We start from the raw sequence: 20,413 nt of genomic DNA, 5'->3' as shown, positions 1-20,413 counted from the left end.
GCGAAAAAAAAGCTGCCATCGGTCGATAGCAGCCAAGTTCGAGCGTTACGCAACAGCTGGGATAGATACTCTCAGGGGATTGCTACAGAAATGTGACAGCCTGTGGAACCCTGTCACAAATCCGTAATGACATTGAATTGCAGCGCCGCCAACCGGGCGTATAGCGGGCTTTCGGCAATCAGCTGGCGATGGGTGCCGATCGCCACCAGACGCCCCTGGTCAATCACCGCGATGCGGTCGGCATGCTGCACGGTGGCCAAGCGGTGAGCGATCACCAGGGTGGTGCGGCCGCTCATCAGGGTCGGCAGCGCCTGCTGAATCAGATACTCGCTCTGGGCATCCAGGGCACTGGTGGCCTCGTCCAGCAACAGGATCGGTGCATCCACCAGCAACGCCCGGGCTATTGCCAGCCGCTGCCGCTGACCGCCAGACAACCCCAAACCCGCATCGCCCAAATGGGTCTGATAGCCCTGAGGCAATTGCAGGATGAATTCATGGGCATGGGCGCTGCGGGCGGCAGCCTCTACTTGCTCGAAGCTGGCATCGGCGCGGCCGTAGCGGATGTTCTCTTCTACGGTGCCGAAAAACAGTGCGGGATTCTGGGCCACCAGGGCGAAGTGCCGGCGCAGGTCCTGCGGGTCGAGCCGGTTCAGGTCCTGGCCATCAATCAGAATGCGGCCCTGCTGGGGATCATAAAAACGCAACAACAGGTCGAACAGGGTCGACTTGCCCGCCCCCGAAGGCCCGACCAGTGCCAGGGTTTCCCCCGCTTCCACGCTAAGGCTCAAACCGTCGATGGCCGCAGGTTCTGGCCGCGAGGGGTAGGCAAAGTGGATGCCCTGCAGTTCAAGATGACCGCTGACCCGTGCCGGCGTGCGTTCCACCCCCTCTGCCGGAGCGGTGATTTCGCTGCGTGCAGCCAGCAGCTCTGCTATTCGTTCGGCCGCCCCGGCAGCGCGCTGCAGTTCGCCAATGACTTCACTCAATGTGCCAAAGGCACCGCCCACGATCAGGCTGTAGAACACAAAAGCTGCCAGCTCTCCGGCCGTAATCCGCCCCGCGATCACATCCATGCCACCGACCCAGAGCATGACGCCAACAGCCCCGAGTACCAGTACGATCACCAGCGTGATCAACCAGGCGCGCTGCAGAATGCGCTTGCGGGCAACGCTGAAGGCCGCCTCCACCGTACTACCAAAACGCTGCTGGTCCCGCGCCTGGTGATTGTAGGCCTGCACGGTCTTGATCTGCCCCAGAGTCTCGGCCACGTAGCTGCCCACATCGGCCACGCGGTCCTGACTCTGACGCGACAGCGTGCGCACCCGACGCCCGAAGATCAGGATCGGTGCCAGCACCAGCGGCAAGGCCAGCACCACGATGCTGGTGAGCTTGGGGTTGGTGATGAACAGCAGAACGATCCCCCCCAGCACCATCAGGGCATTGCGCAGGAACAGCGACAACGACGAACCGATCACCGATTGCAGCAAGGTGGTATCGGCGGTCAGGCGCGACTGGATTTCCGAGCTGCGGTTACGCTCAAAAAAGCCCGGGTGCAGGAAGATCAGATGGTCGAACACCTGCTGGCGGATATCGGCCACGCACCGCTCACCGATCCACGACACCAGGTAAAAGCGGCTGAAGGTACCGATTGCCAGCGCCAGCACCAATATCAGGAAAAAACCGATGGACTGGTTGAGCAATTGCGGAGAGCGGGTCATGAACCCCTGATCGACCATCAGGCGTATGCCCTGCCCCAGGGACAAGGTGATGCCCGCCGTAACCACCAGTGCCAGCAAAGCCAACAACACCTGCTTGCGATAAGGTCGAATGAAGCGCCAGCCCAGGCGCAGCGCCTGGCGCTGGCGGGAAGAAAAGCGATTGAGCATGAAAGGACCGTTGATCAGCAGTTTCGTCCAGCCTACACCTGACCGCTCGTCTTGCGCCAAGGAACTCGCGGCAAGGCAGGCCGTCGGATCCGGAACGGGCATGCGAACCTTTAAGGTCCGCACTGAAAGTGGCTAGACCGTTTCGTTCTAAAGTACTGCTGGAGGTTTAGTCGGCTTTCTGGTGGACTGGAAGGGTCGTACAGTGATCACCGAAGAGGCTGTCACAGCCCGGTCACGAAGCGCATCTAGTCTGAGCTTGCAACCTGATGAGGAGACAGGAAATGGGCTTGCAACAGGGTAGTAACACGCAGCAAAAAACCACGCCTAACCCACAGGCGCCGGTAGGTGGATCGATCATTGACCAACATGGCAAAGAGATCACGATCACCGAAGAGATGATCCAGCAAGCCTGCGAGAAGCTGGAGCAGAGCCGCAAGGAACCCGCCAAGAAAGACTGACCCACCCAGATTCTTCAACCCGGCATATACGCCGGGTTTTTGTTGCCTGTGATTCAGACCAGCACGCCGCCCAGGGCACGAACCATCTGCGCCAGTTGCGGTGCGTCGCCCTGCAAGCGCACGGTCAGGCCTTCGATCTCGCGACGAGAAGGGTAATGCTTGCGCAGTGTGTCGAACGCCGCTTTTTGCTCGACCGGATCATTGCTCAGGCTGCGACGGAAATCCGCATCGTCGCGGCGCGGGTCGTACACGGCGCGGCACAGGGTAGCCAAGGCCCAGGCCGGATCGGTTTCGGCCTGCAGGCCAATTTCGGCCAACCAGGGTTGCGGCAGCAGGTCGGCCAATTGTACCGCGGCAGGCTCACCGCGCCAGGCACAGAAAGCCTGATAGATCTGTGAAGTACCGCGCTGCTTGCCGTCCAGGCTGTAGCCTGCAATGTGTGGCGTGGCCAGTACACAGAGATCGGCCAATTCCAGGTCTACCTGTGGCTCGCCCTCCCAGACATCCAGCACGGCCAGCACGTCTTCGCGCGCCAGCAGCAGCTCGCGCAGCGCCTCATTATCGATGACCGGACCACGGCTGGCGTTGATCAGCCAGGTGCCCGGGCGCACACCGGCCAACTGTCGGGCGCCGAGCAAATGCCAGGTGGCGTTTTCGCCTTCGCGAGTCAACGGGGTGTGCAGGCTGATCACGTCGCAGTCGGCGAGAATCTGCTCCAGGCTTACGTAGTCGCCGCCTTCGCGGGCCTGGCGCGGCGGATCGCAGACCAGCACCTTCCAGCCCAGCCCGCGCAACACGCTCACCAGGCGCCCCCCCACCTCACCCGCTCCGACCACACCATAGGTGCGGCGAGGCAGTTCGGCGCCATCGAGTTCGGCCAGGGTCAACAGGCTGCCCAGTACATAGTCCACCACCCCGCGCGCATTGCAGCCTGGGGCGCTGGACCACTCGATACCGGCCTGGGCAAAATAATCCAGGGCCAGGTGGTCGGTGCCGATGGTGCAGGTACCGACAAAGCGCACCTTGCTGCCTTCGAGCAATGCCTGATCGACACGGGTCACCGAGCGCACCAGCAGAACATCGGCGTCTTTCACGCAGGCCGCGTCGATGGCGCGTCCAGGGTGGCGGCGGATCTCGCCAAAACCTGCAAAAAAGGCATCGAGCAGCGGGATATTCTCGTCGGCAACAATCAGCATGGCGCTCTCCTATCGGGGTGCGCAGTGTAGGCGCTTGACGGAGGCTAATCCAGCAAGGTGGGTAACCAACCGGTGCATTTCCTGACCGAGGCGTCAAAGCGTACACTACGCCGTTCCGCGCAACTTTCTTGTGGACGCCTGCCTTGTGACATCGATGACCAACGACACCCTTCCTCCCACCCTGCCCCGCGCCGCACGAATCCGTACCGAGCTGCGCGGCCTGCTGCTGCTGGCGTTACCCATTATCGTCGCGCAGCTGGCCACTACTGCCATGGGCTTTGTCGATGCCGTCATGGCCGGGCGGGTAAGCCCACGTGACCTGGCCGCCGTGGCACTGGGCAACTCGATCTGGATTCCGGTGTTCCTGCTGATGACCGGCATCCTCCTGGCCACCACACCCAAGGTCGCACAGCGCTTCGGCGCCGGCCAGCACGCCGAGATCGGCCCACTGGTGCGCCAGGCCCTGTGGCTGGCACTGCTTGTCGGGTTGATTGCCAGCGGCCTGCTGGTTTGCGCGGAGCCGATCCTGCAGTTGATGAAGGTCGACCCGCAACTGATCGACCCCAGCATGGGCTACCTGCAAGGCATCGCCTTCGGCTTTCCTGGCATTGCCCTCTATTACGTACTGCGCTGCTACAGCGACGGCCTGGGTCGTACCCGCCCGAGCATGGTGATTGGTGTACTGGGCCTACTGCTGAACATCCCGCTCAACTACGTGCTGATCTATGGGCACTTCGGCTTGCCGGCGCTGGGTGGCGTCGGCTGCGGCTGGGCCAGCGGCATTGTCATGTGGTTCATGGCGCTGAGCATGGCCGGCTGGAGCCGCTGGGCTCCGGCCTACCAGAACAGCCGCGTGCTGGTGCGCTTCGAACGCCCGCAGTGGGCGGTGATCAAGCGCTTGATGGGCGTCGGCCTGCCGATCGGCATTGCAGTGTTCGCAGAATCGAGCATTTTCGCCGTGATTGCCCTGTTGATTGGCAGCCTCGGCGCGACCGTAGTAGCTGGGCACCAGATTGCCCTGAACATCAGCTCGCTGTTGTTCATGATTCCGTACTCATTGGGGATGGCGGTAACGGTACGGGTCGGCCAGGCCCTTGGCGCAGGTGAGCCTCGCCAGGCCCGCTTTGCCGCCCTGGTTGGGTTGGGCGCGGCACTGATGTTCGCCTGCTTCTCGGCGGGATTGATCCTGCTGATGCGCGAGCCGATTGCCTCGATCTACACCCCGGACACGACAGTGATCCAGATTGCCGCGATGCTGATCGTGTACGCCGCGCTGTATCAGTTCTCCGATGCGATCCAGGTGATCGCGGCCGGTGCCCTGCGTGGTTACCAGGACACCCGAGTCACCATGATCCTGACCCTGTTCGCGTACTGGGGTATCGGCTTGCCGGTCGGCTACCTGCTGGGCCTGACCGACTACTTCGGCCCGGCCAGTGGCCCCAATGGCTTGTGGGAAGGCTTGATCGCCGGCCTGACCTGCGCAGCGTTGATGCTGTCGATTCGCCTGGCACGCAGCAGCGGCAAACACATTCGCCGCGCTGAACGGGCTTAGTCGGCTTTCTTGCGAATCCAGTACAGGTAGATGCCCGCTTCTTCCTGTTGCTGGACCAGCTCGTGGCCCAGGAACACACAGAACTTGGGAATATCGCGACGGGTCGACGGATCGGTAGCGATCACCTTGAGCAAGCCGCCAGCGGCCAGGTCGCGCACGTGCTGGTGCAGCATCATCACAGGCTCCGGGCAGTTGAGCCCAGTGGCGTCGAGGGTTGCGTCTGGGGTGAGAACGGTCATGTAGAACTCCGGAAACAATCAGCTATTGTCGGTAGGAGCGGGCTTGTCCCGCAATTTTCATGGGCATCACTGGCCTCATCGCGGGGAAAGCCCGCTCCTACCGTGGTTTGAGGTCCAGGCGGCGCAGGTGGCAGGTGACCTCTTCACGGTCGTGGTACAGCTGCTTGCAGCCGATCGACACCTTGACCTTGCGCGCCTTGAAACCCTCCTCGATCCGCTCCAGCAAGCGCCGTACCTCGGCATAGCGCTGCTTCATCGGCAACTTCAGGTTGACCACCGCCTCACGGCACAGCCCTTCGCCCAACCAGGTTTCCAGCAGGGCTGCACTGCGCGCCGGCTTTTCGACGATGTCGCAGACCATCCAGTCCACCGTCTGCCTGGGCTTGTAGGTAAAGCCATCTGCCATCAGGTGCTGGACCAATCCGGTATCCATCAGGCTCTCGGCCATCGGGCCGTTATCAATGGCCGTCACCAACATACCGCGCTTGACCAGCTGGTAGGTCCAGCCGCCCGGCGCTGCACCGAGGTCGACGCCTGTCATGTCATCCGACAGCCGCGCCTCCCACTGATCACGGGGAATGAAGTGATGCCAGGCCTCTTCCAGTTTCAGGGTCGAGCGGCTCGGCGCTTCGCGAGGGAACTTCAAGCGCGGGATGCCCATCGGCCACATCGCCGAGTTGTCAGCTGCCGCCAGGCCGACAAACACTCGCCGGCCACTGACGAAGGTCAGCAGCAGGCGTGGTTTGCTCGGGTCGTCGACCAAGCGCCCGGCCTTGCTCAGGGCCTTGCGCAACGGCACCTCGAACTTGCGGCAGAACGTCGAAAGCTCTTTGCCGTCGTTGGTGTCCATGACTTCCAGCCACAGGCTGCCACACACCGGGTAATCGCCCAGGGATTCCAGCAACACGCTGATACGGTCGGTTTCCGGCAGCTCGATGTAGGCACCACGGGCCCACTGCCGAGGGAAGATCAACTGGCTGAAGTGCAGTTCACGCATCAAGCGCTCGGTGCCTTCGGCATCGTTGCAGATGAATTCGGCACAAGCACTCTGTGGCTTGGCCTTGGCGTAGCCGGCGACGTTCAACCGCGCGGCATGGTCGGCGATTTCGGAACACACTTCGCCCTCGAAACCGGGCCGGCAATGCATAAACAGGGTATTCATCTTCACTCCAGAACGGTTGGCGGCCAAACACCCCAACCCTGACCGGGCGCAATTCACAGCGCCGGTAAATCGGCGAATGATAAAGGAAGTTCGGAACCTGCGACACGCCCCGCCGGTCCAGTACTTGGTCAGGCCCGCCAAACAGGGCTAACCTGACCGCTCAGCCAGGTCCGTGCCGTGCGGACCGTCACAGAGGCGGTGAATCGGCGACTGCAGGGAAGATTGCCGATCACCGGCGCAGAAGGAGTTGGAAATGCCCTCGCTCGATAGCCTGAAAACCCTCAAGACCTTGACGGTCGCCGACCGTGCCTATCACTACTTCAGCCTGACCGCGGCCGCCAAGAGTCTCGGCGATCTGCAACGCCTGCCCATGTCGCTGAAAGTGTTGCTGGAAAACCTGCTGCGCTGGGAAGACGCCAAGACCGTCACCCGCGACGACCTTGGCGCCCTGGCCGACTGGCTCAAGGAACGGCGCTCCGACCGTGAGATCCAGTACCGCCCGGCACGGGTATTGATGCAGGACTTCACTGGCGTACCGGCCGTGGTCGACCTGGCCGCCATGCGTGCCGCCATGGCCAGGGCCGGCGGCGACCCGCAGCGGATCAATCCGTTGTCGCCGGTGGACCTGGTCATCGACCATTCGGTAATGGTCGACCGTTACGCCAGCCAGGAAGCCTTCGCCCAGAACGTCGACATCGAGATGCAGCGCAACGGTGAACGCTATGCCTTCCTGCGCTGGGGCCAGAACGCCTTCGACAACTTCAGCGTGGTGCCACCGGGCACCGGCATCTGTCACCAGGTCAACCTGGAATACCTTGGCCGCACGGTCTGGACCCGCGAGGAAGACGGTCGCACCTATGCCTTCCCCGACACGCTGGTCGGCACCGACTCGCACACCACCATGATCAATGGACTGGGCGTACTCGGCTGGGGGGTTGGCGGTATCGAGGCAGAGGCCGCCATGCTCGGCCAACCAGTGTCGATGCTGATTCCGGAGGTCATCGGTTTCAAACTGACCGGCAAACTGCGTGAAGGCATCACCGCCACCGACCTGGTGCTGACGGTCACCCAGATGCTGCGCAAGAAAGGCGTGGTAGGCAAATTCGTTGAGTTCTACGGCGACGGCCTGGCCGACCTGCCGCTTGCCGACCGCGCCACCATCGCCAACATGGCCCCGGAATACGGGGCCACCTGCGGATTCTTCCCAGTCGACCAGGTTACCCTGGACTACTTGCGCCTGTCGGGTCGCCCCGAGGCAACCGTCCAACTGGTCGAAGCCTACTGCAAGGAGCAGGGCCTGTGGCGCCTGCCCGGTCAGGAACCGGTATTCACCGACACCCTGGCACTGGACATGAATGAAGTCGAAGCCAGCCTGGCCGGGCCCAAGCGGCCCCAAGACCGGGTCGCGCTGTCTCAGGTCAGTCAGGCGTTCGACAACTTCCTCGGCCTGCAACTGCGTGCCTCCAACAAAGAGGTGGGCCGCCTGGAAAGCGAAGGCGGCGGCGGTGTGGCCGTGGGCAATGCCGATCAGGCTGGCGAGGCCAGTTATGAACACGAGGGGCAAAGCCACCTGCTGCGCGATGGCGCGGTGGTGATCGCGGCGATCACCTCCTGTACCAACACGTCCAACCCCAGCGTCATGATGGCCGCAGGTCTGGTGGCGAAAAAAGCCGTCGAAAAAGGCCTCACGCGCAAACCCTGGGTCAAGAGTTCGCTGGCCCCCGGCTCCAAGGTGGTGACCGACTACTACAAGGCTGCCGGCCTTACGCCCTATCTGAATGAACTGGGTTTCGATCTGGTCGGCTACGGCTGTACCACCTGTATCGGCAACTCGGGACCGCTGGACGACGCCATCGAAAAAGCCATTACCGGCGCCGACCTCACCGTGGCCTCGGTGCTGTCAGGCAACCGCAACTTCGAAGGCCGGGTGCATCCGCTGGTGAAAACCAACTGGCTGGCCTCGCCACCGCTGGTGGTGGCGTATGCCCTGGCGGGCAGCGTGCGCCTGGACCTGTCCACCGAGCCGCTCGGTACCGACACCCATGGACAACCCGTGTACCTGCGCGACATCTGGCCGAGCCAGCAAGAAATCGCCGCGGCGGTGGCCAGCGTCAACACCGCGATGTTCCACAAGGAGTACGCCGAAGTCTTCGCCGGTGACGCCCAATGGCAAGCCATCGACGTGCCCCAGGCAGCGACCTATGTGTGGCAGGACGACTCCACCTACATCCAGCACCCGCCGTTCTTCGATGACATCACCGGCCCCTTGCCGCACATCGAAGACATTCACGGCGCTCGGGTACTGGCCCTGCTCGGCGACTCGGTGACCACCGACCACATCTCCCCGGCTGGCAACATCAAGGCCGACAGCCCCGCCGGTCGCTATTTGCGCGACAAGGGTGTAGAGCCGCGTGATTTCAACTCCTACGGCTCGCGTCGAGGTAATCATGAAGTGATGATGCGCGGCACTTTCGCCAACATCCGTATCCGCAACGAGATGCTCGGCGGCGAAGAAGGTGGTAACACCTTGTATGCCCCCACCAGCGAGAAGATGGCGATCTATGACGCGGCCATGCGCTACCAGGCCGATGGTACCCCGCTGGTGGTGATTGCAGGCCAGGAGTACGGCACCGGTTCCAGCCGCGACTGGGCGGCCAAAGGCACTAACCTGCTGGGGATCAAAGCGGTGCTGGCCGAGAGCTTCGAGCGTATCCACCGCTCCAACCTGGTCGGCATGGGGGTGTTGCCGCTGCAATTCGTCAGCGGCCAGACCCGCAAGACCCTGGCCCTGGACGGTAGCGAGCGCATCGACATTCTTGGTCTGAGCAACGCGGACATCCGGCCTCACATGCCGCTGAACTTGAAGATCACCCGCTCGGATGGTCGCCAGGAACAGATCGAAGTGTTGTGCCGCATCGACACGCTCAATGAGGTGGAGTACTTCAAGGCAGGTGGCATCCTGCACTATGTGCTGCGGCAATTGATCGCAGCCTGAAACAACGGCCCGGCCCACGACGGCCGGGCCTTCTTCGCTGGGACGCCGGCCAGCATGGCGGCGCGCCCGGTCCTTGGCATGGCCGATGAACGTGTCCTGGTTGGCGCCCAGGGAGTCGTAAGCATCAGGTCTTCACTGCCAAAGGAATCTACATGCTTGTCTCGCAAGGAATCGGACTGGCCATGCTAGGCCTGGGCTACGCCGTTGCACTTGCACACGGCAGCCTTGGCCTGCATGCCGTGCCTGGCCTGGTCGCCCTGGCAGGAGCCGGGCTGCTGGCGAACCGCTCCGTCCGCTGGCAACAGTCACTCGGCCACGCCCTGTTCATATTGCTGGCACTGAGCCTGGCCCTGCACTGGGTTCCGGGTTTCCAGGGTGCCAAGGTGATCGACAAGGCTGTTTTCAGCGATGGTGCCCTGCCGTTCTCCATGCACCTGAACCTGGACAAACCCTTGATCGGTTTCTGGCTCCTGCTGGCCTGCCCCTGGGTGCTGGGTATCGGCGGCAAACGCCCAGCGGCGGGCCTGGCCCTGACGCTGGCGACGATCATCGCCGTGTGCCTGGGCGGTGCCTGGCTACTGGGCATTGTGGCCTGGGCGCCCAAATGGCCCGAGCAAACCTGGATCTGGGCGCTGAATAACCTGCTACTGGTCAGCTTGACCGAAGAGCTGCTGTTTCGCGGGTACATCCAGGGCGGGCTCGAACGCCTGCTGCACCACCGCACCCTGGCGCTACTGCTGGCCAGCGGCATATTCGGTATTGCTCACCTGGGTGCTGGCTGGCAGTGGGTGCTGCTGGCAACCCTGGCAGGCCTTGGCTACGGCCTGGCCTATCGTCAGGGTGGGCTGTATGCCGCCGTGCTCTGCCATTTCGCGCTTAACCTGAGCCACTTCGTCGGCTTCACCTACCCCCTGTTGAAACCGTGACGAACTGCAAATATTCATTCAACAAAACCTCCACGCTGCCGATACCCCTCGAAAGCCTTGCGGATTGAACAGCTTATGCGTAACAACCAGCCGATTACCCAGCGCGAACGGACTTTCCCTGCTCAACAACGCTTGATCTCCACTACCGATGCCAAAGGTGTGATCACCTATTGCAACGATGCCTTTGTCGAGATCAGCGGTTTTTCCCGCGAGGAGCTGATGCGCGCGCCGCACAACCTGGTGCGCCACCCGGATGTGCCACCTGCCGTGTTTGCGCACATGTGGGCCACGCTCAAGCAAGGCTTGCCATGGATGGGCATCGTCAAGAACCGCTGCAAGAATGGCGACCACTATTGGGTCAACGCCTACGTCACGCCGGTGTTCGAGAACAATCAGGTGGTGGGCTTCGAGTCGGTGCGGGTCAAACCCACGGCCGAACAGATCCGCCGGGGCGAAGCCCTGTACCAGCGCATCAACCAGGGCAAGTCGGCGATTCCGCGTCGCGATAAATGGCTGCCGGTGGTGCAGGACTGGTTGCCGTTTATTCTGGTCAGCCAGGTTGGTTTCCTGATCGGCAGTTGGCTGGGGCATTCCTGGGGCTTCGCCCTGGCTGCTGCCCTGTCGGTGCCACTCGGCCTGCTGGGCTTGAGCTGGCAACAGCGCGGCCTCAAACGCCTGCTGCGCCTGGCCGAACAGACCACCTCCGACCCACTCATCGCGCAGATGTACACAGACAGCCGTGGAGTCCAGGCCCGCCTGGAAATGGCAATGCTCAGCCAGGATGCACGCATGAAGACCTGCCTGACCCGCCTGCAGGACACCGCCGAGCACCTCAACGAACAGGCGCGGCAATCCGATACCCTGGCCCATAACAGCTCGTCGGGCCTGGAGCGTCAACGAGTCGAGACCGAACAGGTCGCTGCTGCAGTCAACCAAATGGCCGCCACCACCCAGGAAGTGGCCAATCACGTTCAGCGCACAGCCGATGCCACACAGGAAGCCAATCGCCTGACTGGGCGCGGGCGCGACATCGCCGGCGAGACCCGTGATGCCATCCAGCGGCTGTCGGCTGCCGTGGGCGAAACCGGCCTGACCGTGACCCAACTGGCCCGCGACAGCGATGAAATCGGTGGCGTGGTCGATGTGATCAAAGGCATTGCCGATCAGACCAATCTGCTGGCACTCAATGCGGCCATCGAAGCGGCCCGCGCCGGCGAGATGGGCCGAGGCTTTGCCGTGGTAGCCGATGAGGTTCGCCAACTGGCCCAACGCACCGCCGAGTCTACCGGGCAGATTCATAACCTGATCGCCAAACTGCAGCAGACCGCCACCAATGCCGTGCAGACCATGGAGGCCGGCCATCGCCAGGCCGAGGAAGGCGTGGCGCGGGTAATGGAAGCCGACCAGGCCTTGGTCGGTATCAGCGAAGCAGTGGCCAACATTACCGACATGGCCACCCAGATTGCCGCCGCGACCGAAGAGCAGACGGCGGTGGCCGACGAGATCAGCCGCAATATCAGCACCATTGCCGAGTTGGCGGACCAGACCTCCGAGCAGGCCCAGCATTCGGCGCTGCTCAGTGAAGAGCTGACTCGAACCGCCACCAGCCAGTACTCACTGGTAGAACGCTTCAACCGCTGAAAAAAACGGCGCACCCGGTACCGGGTGCGCCGTTTCCTGCCTTACCAGTCGAGTGTCAGCCGACTTTCAAAATAGCGTTCTGCGCCACTGAGTGGGTCCTTGAAGCGCAGGCTATGGGCAAGCAGCTTCAATGGCCTGCTGTAGTCGTCCGGCTGGTGGACCACCTGCGGGTAGAACGGATCATTGCAGATACTCGCCCCCAGCGCAGTCATGTGGACGCGCAACTGGTGGGTCTTGCCGGTGACCGGTGACAAGCCGTATCGCCAAAGCTCGCCGTGCTTCTCCAGTACCTCGGCGAGGGTCTCGCTATTGCTCTGCCCTTCGACTTCCTGCATGCGAAAGAACGGCTCGCCATTGACCATGCGGCTTTTGTGCACCCGTGGAAACTCGAGCTCAGGCAACGCCCGGGCAATGGCCTGGTAACGCTTGTCGATCTGGCGATTGGGGAACAACGACTGGTAGGCCGAGCGACTCTGCGGATTGGCGGAAAACAACACGAGCCCGGCGGTGTGCCGGTCAATGCGATGCAGGGGCACCAGGTTGGGGTTGCCCAGGCGACGGATCAGGCGGCGCAACAAGGTGTGCTCGACATACTCGCCCGTCGGGGTGACCGGCAGGAAATGGGGTTTGTCCGCGACCACCAGGTGCTCATCGACGTGCAGGATCTGCTCTACAACCGGGATCGGCTTCTCGTTGGGCACTTCGCGAAAATAGTGGATGCGCAACCCAGGCTTGTAGGCCAGTGTCACCGCGATCGGCTCCCCCTGGGCATCCAGCACCCGTCCGCGGGCGATACGATCAAGCCATTGCTCGCGCCCAATGGCTTTGAAATGGTCGCTCAGGCAATCGAGCACCGTCTCCCAGTTGCCAGGTGGCAGGCAGACCGTGCTGGCTTGGTGCTGGGCCGGATCGAAAGGGGCAGTGGCCATGGAAACGCTCGTGACGGATTGGTCGGGCATTATCCCGCATGCCCGGCGCCTCAGCCAGCCTGGGGTGCCGCCGCCTCGACGAACTCCTTGAGCCAGCGCAGTACGTCGACAGCGTCCCAGCGGCCTGGGTCATACAAGGCATAGATAAGCCCCTGGTACCCCACCACATCCAGCGGCCGGTGAAACCCGGCACGCTGGAACAAGGCTTCGATCTCGGCAAAGCAGGTGTTGAAATGCAGTTTGTTGAACGGCGTCTTGCCCTCCAGCACCAGGCCATCGAGGCGCAACTCCAGCACCGCCTCGCTCACCACCTCGGTGGACATGCGATTGACGGTGTATTTCAGTTGTTCGACATTGACCATGATCCGGACCCTCGGGGTAAACGCCACCCCATATACTGTGTTTATATACAGCATATTCAGAGATGCCTGTCGCGTCAATCAGCCAGCGCCTGTCAGACCACGCCGGGAAGATAACCGGTACCGCGGCGGATCGTCAGCAATTGCCGACGCTGCTGCGCATCGCCAAGGCCGATGTGTACCCACTGGTCGTATTCGAGAATCAGTTGATCGAACATCAGCCGGCTGTCGGCCACGCTTCGCGCCAACGCTGCCGGTGTGACGCCCGGTACATTGATATCCGCGGCCAGGCCCCGGGTATGCGCACTCCCGGGCGTCCCGCCCAGGGCACTGTTCAGTTCGACACTGCGATAGCCACTGCTGACCAGTACTGGCTTGCCGTGCAGCAGCCGTACGCGTTCGAGAAAGGCGCACAACCGACGAAGGTTGGCCATGATCTGCGGGGAGGGTGAATTGTCGAGGCCCCGACGCGCTGCCGTCTCCGACACCGTCATCTCAGCCAGCGTGAAGTGTTCACTCAAGTACATGGCCCGCTCCTTGGCATGCGATTGCAAAGCCAGGATTGTCCATGCCCCCCCCCTGTCATGCACGACAGGAAACGCTCCCCACGTGCGGCTACTTCACCGCAAGAAGGCCACCACCTGCTCGGCGTCGAACGGCCAGTTCAACTCGGCCCCGGTGTCGCAGCGACGCAACACCGGAATCCTCAGACCGTAGCGTTCGACCTGAGACTCGTCATCGGCAATGTCGACCAGCTCGACCAGCAGGCCGTGCTCGACAAAAGGCATCAACACGGCTTCGGCCACTTCACACAGGTGGCAACCGAGGGTACCGAACAATTGGCATTCAGGAGGCATCTACAGGTACCGGCAAGAGTTACAAAGATTCATTATTCTAGGTCCGCTGCCCGTGACCGTCGAGCAGGAGGCCAAGACCATGAATGACTTCCAGTCCCCTGATCCAGGTCAGCCCTCGAACAGCGACTATTGTTCAGACTTACTGGTTTTTTGCCGCTTTCCTACATGGAGTGTTTTGTGTTCGCCAACCTGTTAATCATCCTGGCCTCGTCACTGGTCGTCATTGCCTTCTTCAGACGACTGAAATTGCCGCCGGTATTGGGTTACCTGTGCGTCGGCCTGTTTGTCGGCCCTACCGCCCTGAACTGGGTCAACGAAAGCGAAGAGCTGCCGGACCTCGCGGAAATGGGCGTGGTGTTCCTGCTGTTTTCCCTGGGCCTTGAGTTCTCCCTGTCGAAAATGCTCGCCCTGCGCAACGTCGTGTTTGGCCTGGGCAGCCTGCAGGTAGTCTGTTCGGCGGTGCTGCTGGCTGGCCTGCTGGCCTTGCTGGGCATGCCAGCAAATGCTGCACTGCTGCTGGGTGCCGGGCTTGCGTTGTCGTCCACCGCCATCGTCAGCAAGGAATTGACCAGCCTCGGCGAGATTTTCAGCAGCCATGGCCAGAACGCCATTGGCGTGTTGCTGTTCCAGGATGTGGTTGCCGTCCTGCTGCTGACGCTGGTGCCGGTGTTTGCCGGCGACGGCGGTCAGGCCTGGTACTGGGCGCTGCCGCTGACCCTGGCAAAGACCGTGGTGCTGTTCATCGGCCTGCTACTGGCCAGTCGCTGGCTGCTGCCACGTCTGTTCCATGAGGTCGCCAGCTCCCATTCGGCGGAGTTGTTCGTGCTGCTGGCACTGGTCATCGTGCTGCTGACGGCCTGGTTGACCCACCTGCTGGGCCTGTCTCCTGCACTGGGCGCGTTCCTGGCCGGCATGTTGTTGGGCGAGAGCAACTATCGCCATCAGATCGAAGCGGATATCCGCCCGTTCCGCGACATCTTGCTGGGCTTGTTCTTCGTCAGTATCGGTATGCTGATCGACCTGCAGTTGTTCGCCACCCATGGCCTGGAAATCCTCGGACTGACGCTCGGTCTGCTGCTGATCAAAGGTGTCGTGGTGGCCGCACTGGTGCGGATCCGCGGCAGCGATGCAGAGACCGCCTGGCGCAGCGGCCTGGCCCTGGCCCAGGGTGGTGAGTTCTGTTTCGCCCTGATGGCGCAGATGCAGCAAACCCAGTTGTTGCCCGAGGCCATCGGCAACTTGTTGCTGGCGGCCACATTCTGCTCGATGGTAGTGACTCCCCTGATGCTGCGCGCCGCACCTGGCATTGCTGCCCGTTTGCACCGAAAACCGAACCAGGAAGTCCACCTGGAAGAAATCGAGGCCCAGAGCGCCTCGATGAGTGGCCACGTACTGATCTGCGGTTACGGTCGTGTGGGCCAGTCGATCGGTCGCTTCCTGCGCCGGGAAAATATCCCGTTCATCGCCCTGGACGACGACCCTGTGCGCGTCCAGGAAGCGGCGGCCGGCGAAAGCAGCGTGCATTACGGCGATTCTCGCCGGGGCGAACTGCTCAGTGCCATCGGCCTGGAGCGCGCACGCTTGCTGGTGATCGCCGTCGACAAGACCGATATCGCCATGAGCGTGCTCAAGGCGGCGCGAGAGCGTCATCCGCAGGTGCAGATCCTGGTCCGCACACGCGACGACAGCCAGCGCGAAGAGTTGCGTGCCGCCGGGGCGACCGCCGTGGTGCCAGAGCTGCTCGAATCGAGCCTGATGCTGGCCTCGCACGCACTGGTCATGCTCGGCCTGCCAATGGAACATGTCCAGCAGCGTATCGACGAGGTGCGCCAGACCCGCTATCGCATGCTCCAGGCCTTTTACCACGGCGCCCAGACCAGCCCGGTGGACAGCGAAGGTCAACCCAAGGCCATGATGCATGCCGTGAACCTGGGGGCCGATGCCTATGCCTGCGGACGGGCGCTGACCGAACTGGACCTTGAGCAACTGGGAGTCGAGTTGCAGGCAGTGCAGCGCAACGGTGAAGAAGTGGCAGTGAACGCCGGCACCTGCTTGCATGCCGGCGATGCGGTGTTGCTCAGCGGCCCGCTGTCGGCGCTTGAAGCGTGCGAGGCACGCCTGGTCGCGGGGCGCTGAGGCGGATCACTCGTGGTTGGTGGCGCCGATCTTGTGAATCGACAGGTCGGCGCCGTAGTACTCCTGCTCCTGGCTCAGGCGCAGGCCATGCACCGTCTTGATCGCACCATAGACGGCAAAGCCACCGAGCAGCGCCACCATCACCCCGGCGAGGCTGCCGATCAACTGGCTTATCAGGCTGACGCCCCCCAGGCCACCCAGCGCAGTCTGGCCAAAGATCCCGCAGGCGATACCCCCCCATACACCGCACACGCCGTGCAGCGGCCAGACGCCCAGCACATCGTCGATCTCCCATGTGTTCTGCGCCGCAATAAAGCACCGCACAAACAGCCCGCCGGCTATCGCGCCGGTGGCCAGGGCACCGACCGGGTGCATCAGGTCGGACCCGGCACACACCGCGACCAATCCGGCCAACGGTCCGTTATGCAGAAAGCCCGGGTCATTGCGCCCCACCAGCAAGGCGGCGACGGTGCCCCCCACCATGGCCATCAAGGAGTTGACCGCGACCAGGCCACTGACCCCTTGTAGCGTCTGGGCACTCATGACGTTGAAGCCGAACCAGCCGACAATCAAGATCCACGACCCCAGGGCCAGAAACGGAATATTCGAAGGGGCGAAGGCCACCAACTTGCCGTCCCGGTAGCGACCATTGCGCGGACCGAGCAACAGCACTGCTGCCAACGCCAGCCAACCGCCCATGGCATGCACCACCACGGAGCCTGCGAAATCGTGGAAGCCAGCACCGAACTGCGCCTGCAGCCAGCCTTGCACCCCAAAATTGCCGTTCCAGACGATACCCTCGAAAAACGGATAGACGAACGCGACAAGCAACACCGTGGCGCACAATTGCGGCGCAAAGCGTGCCCGTTCGGCGATACCACCGGAGATGATCGCCGGAATCGCGGCGGCGAAGGTCAGCAGGAAAAAGAATTTCACCAGGCTGTAGCCGTGCTCACTGCCCAACACAGCCGCCGGTTGCAGGAAACTGACACCGTAGGAAATCCAGTAGCCCACAAAAAAGTACGCCAGGGTCGAAACCGCGAAATCGCTGAGAATCTTGCACAGGGCATTGACCTGGTTCTTGTGCCGCACGGTGCCCACTTCAAGAAAGGCAAACCCGGCGTGCATGGCCAGGACCATGACGGCACCCAGAAGGATGAACAGAGTGTTGGAGCCGTGAACGAGCGTGTCCACTGCACTTTGCAGGTTATCCATAAAGTCGGCAGGCCTCTCAAAAGAGCACCAAGACAGCGCGGGAAAACCCCTTTATGCACCAGCCTGGATCACATAAAAGCCACCTCCTTGGCCGATCCTGCTGATAAGTGGAGTTTTTCCTTGGGTTTGTCGTGGATTGGTTTAAGGTTTAAAGGTTCGTTTACCTCGGTGCGCCCGGATTCGGCGCAGGCACCGGACCCGGCGCACCAACCCACAGCAAAAGCTGTACCAGCGTTTTGAACTGAACCTTCGCAAGCCCCCATTACTCGAAGTAGCCACACACACCGTTAGGGAGAGCCCCATGGCCAGCAAATCGGCAAAGACTGCTCAAGACATATTGATGGCTGACTTCCAGGCCTTGGTTCGCGACACCGAAAAGTTGCTGGAGCACACCGCCACCCTGGCCGGTGACCAGGCTGACGAATTGCGCGGCCAGATCCATGAGAGCCTGCTGCGCGCCAGGGAAACCCTGCAACAGACCCAGGACTCGGTACGTGAGCGCGGAGAGGCGGCCCTGACGGCGACCGAGGACTATGTCCAGAGCAACCCCTGGCAATCCATCGGCATCGCCGCAGGGGTCGGCTTTCTGATCGGCCTGCTCGCCAGCCGTCGTTGAGGTCAGGGCTATGGAAAGCGAATCGTCCGGTACCACCGGGGCATCCAGCAAGCGTTTGGGTGCAGCAGTGCTTGGCTTGCTGCATGGCCACGTTGAGCTGTTCGGCATCGAACTGCAGGAGCAGAAAGCCCGCACCCTGAGCCTGCTGCTGTTCGCCGGCCTGGCCCTGGTGTTCGCCCTGCTGCTGTTGGTCGCGCTCTCGGCCCTGGTGCTGGTACTGCTGTGGGACAGCTATCGACTGGCTGGTGTCATCGGCCTGTGCGTGTTCTACGGAGTCGCGGCACTGTACTGCGGACTGCGCTTGAAGGCTGCTGTGTACGATGAATCATCGCCCTTCAGCTCGACCCTCGAAGAACTCGCCAAGGACCGGGAGCGCCTGTTGCCATGAGCCTGCCTGAACTGCCCAACACCACCAACCGCCGCGAACTGCGCAAGGCCCTGGTGCGACTGCGCCTGGAGATGCACCGCCAGGAAATCCGCCATGAATCCGGGCAACTGCTCAATCCACTGACCCGGCTGCGCGCCATGGGCGACAGCCTACAGGGCGGGCTGGGCATCAAGCATGCGCCTTTGTGGGGAATCGGCGCCGTGGTGGTGCTGGGGTTTCTGACCGGCAAAGGGGCCAGGAGCGGTGGCATGAGCCGCCTGATCCGCTTGGGCACCAGCCTGATCCCGCTACTCAAGCTGGCCCTGCAGGGTGCTGCCAGCAAGCGCTGAAGGCTGCACACCGCAGGACTTGCAGATACAGGCCCCACACGGGAAGCTAGGGGCCTGCATCTATCTGGAGTACAGGCCTTGGATTGGCAAACCCTGCTCACCCGCGAACGTCTCGGCAAGACGCTGCACAGCCCCGAAGAGCTGGGCCGCAGCCCCTTTCACAAGGACCATGACCGGATCATTTTTTCCGGTGCCTTTCGTCGCCTGGGACGCAAGACTCAGGTACACCCGGTATCGAGCAACGATCATATCCATACCCGCCTGACCCACTCGCTGGAAGTCAGCTGCGTCGGCCGCTCCCTGGGCATGCGCGTGGGTGAAACCCTGCGTGACCGACTGCCGCAATGGTGCGAGCCGAGCGACCTGGGCATGGTGGTGCAATCTGCCTGCCTTGCACACGACATCGGTAACCCGCCCTTCGGCCACTCTGGCGAAGACGCTATCCGCCATTGGTTCCAGCAGGCCGCAGGCCGTGGATGGCTGGATGCAATGAGCGAGGCCGAACGCGCCGACTTTCTCAACTTCGAAGGTAATGCCCAGGGGTTTCGTGTACTCACCCAACTGGAATACCACCAGTTCGATGGCGGTACCCGGCTGACCTACGCCACCCTTGGCACGTACCTCAAATACCCCTGGACCGCTCGCCACGCAGACGCGCTGGGCTACAAAAAGCACAAGTTTGGCTGCTACCAGAGCGAGCTGCCGCTGCTTGAACAGATCGCTCGTAAACTCGGTTTGCCACAGTTGGAAGAACAACGCTGGGCGAGACACCCGCTGGTGTACCTCATGGAGGCCGCCGACGATATCTGTTACGCCCTGATCGACCTGGAAGACGGTCTGGAAATGGACCTGCTGGATTATCCGGAAGTCGAGTCGCTGCTATTGAGCCTGGTGGGTGACGACCTGCCCGAAACCTATCGACAATTGGGCCCGCAAGACTCACGTCGACGCAAATTGGCGATTCTGCGCGGTAAAGCCATCGAGCACCTGACCAACGCCGCTGCCCGCGCATTTGTCGAGCAACAAGACGCCCTGCTGTCGGGACAGTTGCACGGCGACCTGGTGGAACATATGCATGGCCCGGCCAAGCGCTGTGTGCTCCAGGCCAAAGACATGGCACGCAAAAAGATCTTTCAGGACAAACGCAAGACACTTCACGAAATCGGTGCCTACACCACCCTCGAGATATTGCTCAACGCCTTTTGTGGAGCAGCGCTCGAACAACACGGTGGACGTACGCCTTCGTTCAAGAGCCGGCGCATTCTTGATCTACTGGGCAACAATGCGCCAGACCCTACCGCCTCGCTACACACTTCGTTCTTGCGCATGATCGACTTCATTGCCGGGATGACAGACAGCTATGCCAGTGAAATGGCCCGAGAAATGACGGGGCGCTCAAGCCCGACCTGAAAGAGTCAGGCGAACGGCCAGGCGGTACGAGTGCGACAGTGCCCGAACACCTGGCCAGCGACTCAATTGAAGTAAATTAAAGGAAAACACCCGACACGCTTAAACACAGAGTGTACTTA

General features: G+C 62.1%; 19 protein-coding genes. 10 read left to right on the top strand and 9 right to left on the bottom strand.

From position 1 onward, the window contains the following. Positions 1-113: 113 nt before the first annotated feature. Complete coding sequence (locus H621_RS0124475) at positions 114-1,886, bottom strand: ABC transporter transmembrane domain-containing protein (protein ID WP_028945902.1); 1,773 nt, start codon at positions 1,884-1,886, stop codon at positions 114-116. A gap of 281 nt (positions 1,887-2,167) precedes the next feature. Here H621_RS0124475 and H621_RS28805 point away from each other — a divergent pair, with 281 nt between their 5' ends. Beyond that, the gene (locus H621_RS28805) at positions 2,168-2,344 is read left to right on the top strand and encodes a PA1571 family protein (RefSeq protein ID WP_167332141.1); all 177 of its coding nucleotides are present in this window, start codon (positions 2,168-2,170) and stop codon (positions 2,342-2,344) included. Between the two features lie 53 nt (positions 2,345-2,397). On the opposite strand, the gene pdxB is transcribed toward H621_RS28805, so the two are convergent. Continuing rightward, positions 2,398-3,540, bottom strand: a complete 1,143-nt coding sequence (pdxB, locus tag H621_RS0124465; RefSeq protein ID WP_028945901.1) for a 4-phosphoerythronate dehydrogenase PdxB — start codon at positions 3,538-3,540, stop codon at positions 2,398-2,400. Positions 3,541-3,694: 154 nt separating this feature from the next. On the opposite strand from pdxB, the gene H621_RS0124460 reads away from it, so the two are divergent. Further along, positions 3,695-5,092 carry an MATE family efflux transporter gene (locus H621_RS0124460; RefSeq protein WP_177431074.1) on the top strand — a complete coding sequence of 466 codons (1,398 nt, stop codon included), beginning with the start codon at positions 3,695-3,697 and terminating at the stop codon, positions 5,090-5,092. Here H621_RS0124460 and tusA read toward each other — a convergent pair. Beyond that, positions 5,089-5,331, bottom strand: a complete 243-nt coding sequence (gene tusA, locus H621_RS0124455; RefSeq protein ID WP_028945899.1) for a sulfurtransferase TusA — start codon at positions 5,329-5,331, stop codon at positions 5,089-5,091. The two genes, H621_RS0124460 and tusA, sit on opposite strands and share 4 nt — an antisense overlap. Positions 5,332-5,428: 97 nt before the next feature. Further along, positions 5,429-6,493 carry a 23S rRNA (cytidine(2498)-2'-O)-methyltransferase RlmM gene (rlmM, locus tag H621_RS0124450; RefSeq protein ID WP_028945898.1) on the bottom strand — a complete coding sequence of 355 codons (1,065 nt, stop codon included), beginning with the start codon at positions 6,491-6,493 and terminating at the stop codon, positions 5,429-5,431. A gap of 253 nt (positions 6,494-6,746) precedes the next feature. Between rlmM and acnA the strand changes: the two genes are divergently transcribed. The 3 genes from acnA to H621_RS0124435 all read left to right on the top strand — a co-directional run bounded on the left by acnA (position 6,747) and on the right by H621_RS0124435 (position 12,055). Then, entirely contained in the window at positions 6,747-9,488 is a 2,742-nt protein-coding gene (gene acnA / locus H621_RS0124445; RefSeq protein ID WP_028945897.1) for an aconitate hydratase AcnA, read from the top strand. 152 nt (positions 9,489-9,640) lie between these two features. Next, positions 9,641-10,414, top strand: coding sequence for a CPBP family intramembrane glutamic endopeptidase (locus H621_RS0124440; RefSeq protein WP_028945896.1), 774 nt, complete (start codon positions 9,641-9,643; stop codon positions 10,412-10,414). A 75-nt stretch (positions 10,415-10,489) separates the two neighbouring features. Further along, positions 10,490-12,055 carry a methyl-accepting chemotaxis protein gene (locus tag H621_RS0124435; RefSeq protein ID WP_028945895.1) on the top strand — a complete coding sequence of 522 codons (1,566 nt, stop codon included), beginning with the start codon at positions 10,490-10,492 and terminating at the stop codon, positions 12,053-12,055. A gap of 41 nt (positions 12,056-12,096) precedes the next feature. On the opposite strand, the gene H621_RS0124430 is transcribed toward H621_RS0124435, so the two are convergent. The 4 genes from H621_RS0124430 to H621_RS0124415 form a co-directional block, all read right to left on the bottom strand. Next, positions 12,097-12,984, bottom strand: a complete 888-nt coding sequence (locus H621_RS0124430) for a pseudouridine synthase (RefSeq protein ID WP_028945894.1) — start codon at positions 12,982-12,984, stop codon at positions 12,097-12,099. 50 nt (positions 12,985-13,034) lie between these two features. Continuing rightward, entirely contained in the window at positions 13,035-13,346 is a 312-nt protein-coding gene (locus H621_RS0124425) for a hypothetical protein (RefSeq protein ID WP_028945893.1), read from the bottom strand. 92 nt (positions 13,347-13,438) lie between these two features. Next, a complete protein-coding gene (locus H621_RS0124420; RefSeq protein ID WP_028945892.1) occupies positions 13,439-13,870 on the bottom strand; it encodes a D-Ala-D-Ala carboxypeptidase family metallohydrolase in 432 nt (143 codons plus the stop codon). Positions 13,871-13,963: 93 nt separating this feature from the next. After that, on the bottom strand, positions 13,964-14,200 hold the full coding sequence (locus tag H621_RS0124415) for a glutaredoxin family protein (RefSeq protein ID WP_028945891.1): 237 nt from the start codon (positions 14,198-14,200) through the stop codon (positions 13,964-13,966). Between the two features lie 177 nt (positions 14,201-14,377). On the opposite strand from H621_RS0124415, the gene H621_RS0124410 reads away from it, so the two are divergent. Then, positions 14,378-16,336: a monovalent cation:proton antiporter family protein gene (locus H621_RS0124410; protein WP_028945890.1), complete on the top strand. Its 1,959-nt coding sequence runs from the start codon at positions 14,378-14,380 to the stop codon at positions 16,334-16,336. Between the two features lie 6 nt (positions 16,337-16,342). Here H621_RS0124410 and H621_RS0124405 read toward each other — a convergent pair whose 3' ends face one another. Beyond that, complete coding sequence (locus tag H621_RS0124405) at positions 16,343-17,551, bottom strand: ammonium transporter (protein WP_028945889.1); 1,209 nt, start codon at positions 17,549-17,551, stop codon at positions 16,343-16,345. Between the two features lie 301 nt (positions 17,552-17,852). Between H621_RS0124405 and H621_RS0124400 the strand changes: the two genes are divergently transcribed. The 4 genes from H621_RS0124400 to H621_RS0124385 all read left to right on the top strand — a co-directional run bounded on the left by H621_RS0124400 (position 17,853) and on the right by H621_RS0124385 (position 20,294). After that, positions 17,853-18,167, top strand: coding sequence for an ElaB/YgaM/YqjD family protein (locus H621_RS0124400; protein WP_028945888.1), 315 nt, complete (start codon positions 17,853-17,855; stop codon positions 18,165-18,167). A gap of 10 nt (positions 18,168-18,177) precedes the next feature. Next, entirely contained in the window at positions 18,178-18,555 is a 378-nt protein-coding gene (locus tag H621_RS0124395) for a phage holin family protein (RefSeq protein ID WP_028945887.1), read from the top strand. After that, positions 18,552-18,884, top strand: coding sequence for a hypothetical protein (locus H621_RS0124390; RefSeq protein ID WP_028945886.1), 333 nt, complete (start codon positions 18,552-18,554; stop codon positions 18,882-18,884). Before H621_RS0124395 ends, H621_RS0124390 begins: the two co-directional genes overlap by 4 nt. A 78-nt stretch (positions 18,885-18,962) precedes the next feature. After that, a complete protein-coding gene (locus H621_RS0124385; protein WP_028945885.1) occupies positions 18,963-20,294 on the top strand; it encodes a deoxyguanosinetriphosphate triphosphohydrolase in 1,332 nt (443 codons plus the stop codon). Positions 20,295-20,413: the final 119 nt, after the last annotated feature.

Origin of the sequence: Pseudomonas vranovensis DSM 16006 (assembly GCF_000425805.1) — a bacterium.
In the GTDB taxonomy this organism is placed as follows: domain Bacteria; phylum Pseudomonadota; class Gammaproteobacteria; order Pseudomonadales; family Pseudomonadaceae; genus Aquipseudomonas; species Aquipseudomonas vranovensis.
Note: the sequence above shows the minus strand (reverse complement) of the source record. Positions and strands in the feature narration are given on the sequence as shown.

Bases quoted from the DNA above. Each gene is read 5' to 3' on its own strand.
- rlmM (WP_028945898.1), bottom strand. From the start codon at position 6,493: ATGAATACCCTGTTTATGCATTGCCGGCCCGGTTTCGAGGGCGAAGTG.
- acnA (WP_028945897.1), top strand. From the start codon at position 6,747: ATGCCCTCGCTCGATAGCCTGAAAACCCTCAAGACCTTGACGGTCGCC.
- H621_RS0124440 (WP_028945896.1), top strand. From the start codon at position 9,641: ATGCTTGTCTCGCAAGGAATCGGACTGGCCATGCTAGGCCTGGGCTAC.
- pdxB (WP_028945901.1), bottom strand. From the start codon at position 3,540: ATGCTGATTGTTGCCGACGAGAATATCCCGCTGCTCGATGCCTTTTTT.
- H621_RS0124460 (WP_177431074.1), top strand. From the start codon at position 3,695: ATGACCAACGACACCCTTCCTCCCACCCTGCCCCGCGCCGCACGAATC.
- tusA (WP_028945899.1), bottom strand. From the start codon at position 5,331: ATGACCGTTCTCACCCCAGACGCAACCCTCGACGCCACTGGGCTCAAC.
- H621_RS0124400 (WP_028945888.1), top strand. From the start codon at position 17,853: ATGGCCAGCAAATCGGCAAAGACTGCTCAAGACATATTGATGGCTGAC.
- H621_RS0124415 (WP_028945891.1), bottom strand. From the start codon at position 14,200: ATGCCTCCTGAATGCCAATTGTTCGGTACCCTCGGTTGCCACCTGTGT.
- H621_RS0124430 (WP_028945894.1), bottom strand. From the start codon at position 12,984: ATGGCCACTGCCCCTTTCGATCCGGCCCAGCACCAAGCCAGCACGGTC.
- H621_RS0124395 (WP_028945887.1), top strand. From the start codon at position 18,178: ATGGAAAGCGAATCGTCCGGTACCACCGGGGCATCCAGCAAGCGTTTG.
- H621_RS0124435 (WP_028945895.1), top strand. From the start codon at position 10,490: ATGCGTAACAACCAGCCGATTACCCAGCGCGAACGGACTTTCCCTGCT.
- H621_RS0124405 (WP_028945889.1), bottom strand. From the start codon at position 17,551: ATGGATAACCTGCAAAGTGCAGTGGACACGCTCGTTCACGGCTCCAAC.
- H621_RS0124475 (WP_028945902.1), bottom strand. From the start codon at position 1,886: ATGCTCAATCGCTTTTCTTCCCGCCAGCGCCAGGCGCTGCGCCTGGGC.
- H621_RS28805 (WP_167332141.1), top strand. From the start codon at position 2,168: ATGGGCTTGCAACAGGGTAGTAACACGCAGCAAAAAACCACGCCTAAC.
- H621_RS0124390 (WP_028945886.1), top strand. From the start codon at position 18,552: ATGAGCCTGCCTGAACTGCCCAACACCACCAACCGCCGCGAACTGCGC.
- H621_RS0124425 (WP_028945893.1), bottom strand. From the start codon at position 13,346: ATGGTCAATGTCGAACAACTGAAATACACCGTCAATCGCATGTCCACC.
- H621_RS0124420 (WP_028945892.1), bottom strand. From the start codon at position 13,870: ATGTACTTGAGTGAACACTTCACGCTGGCTGAGATGACGGTGTCGGAG.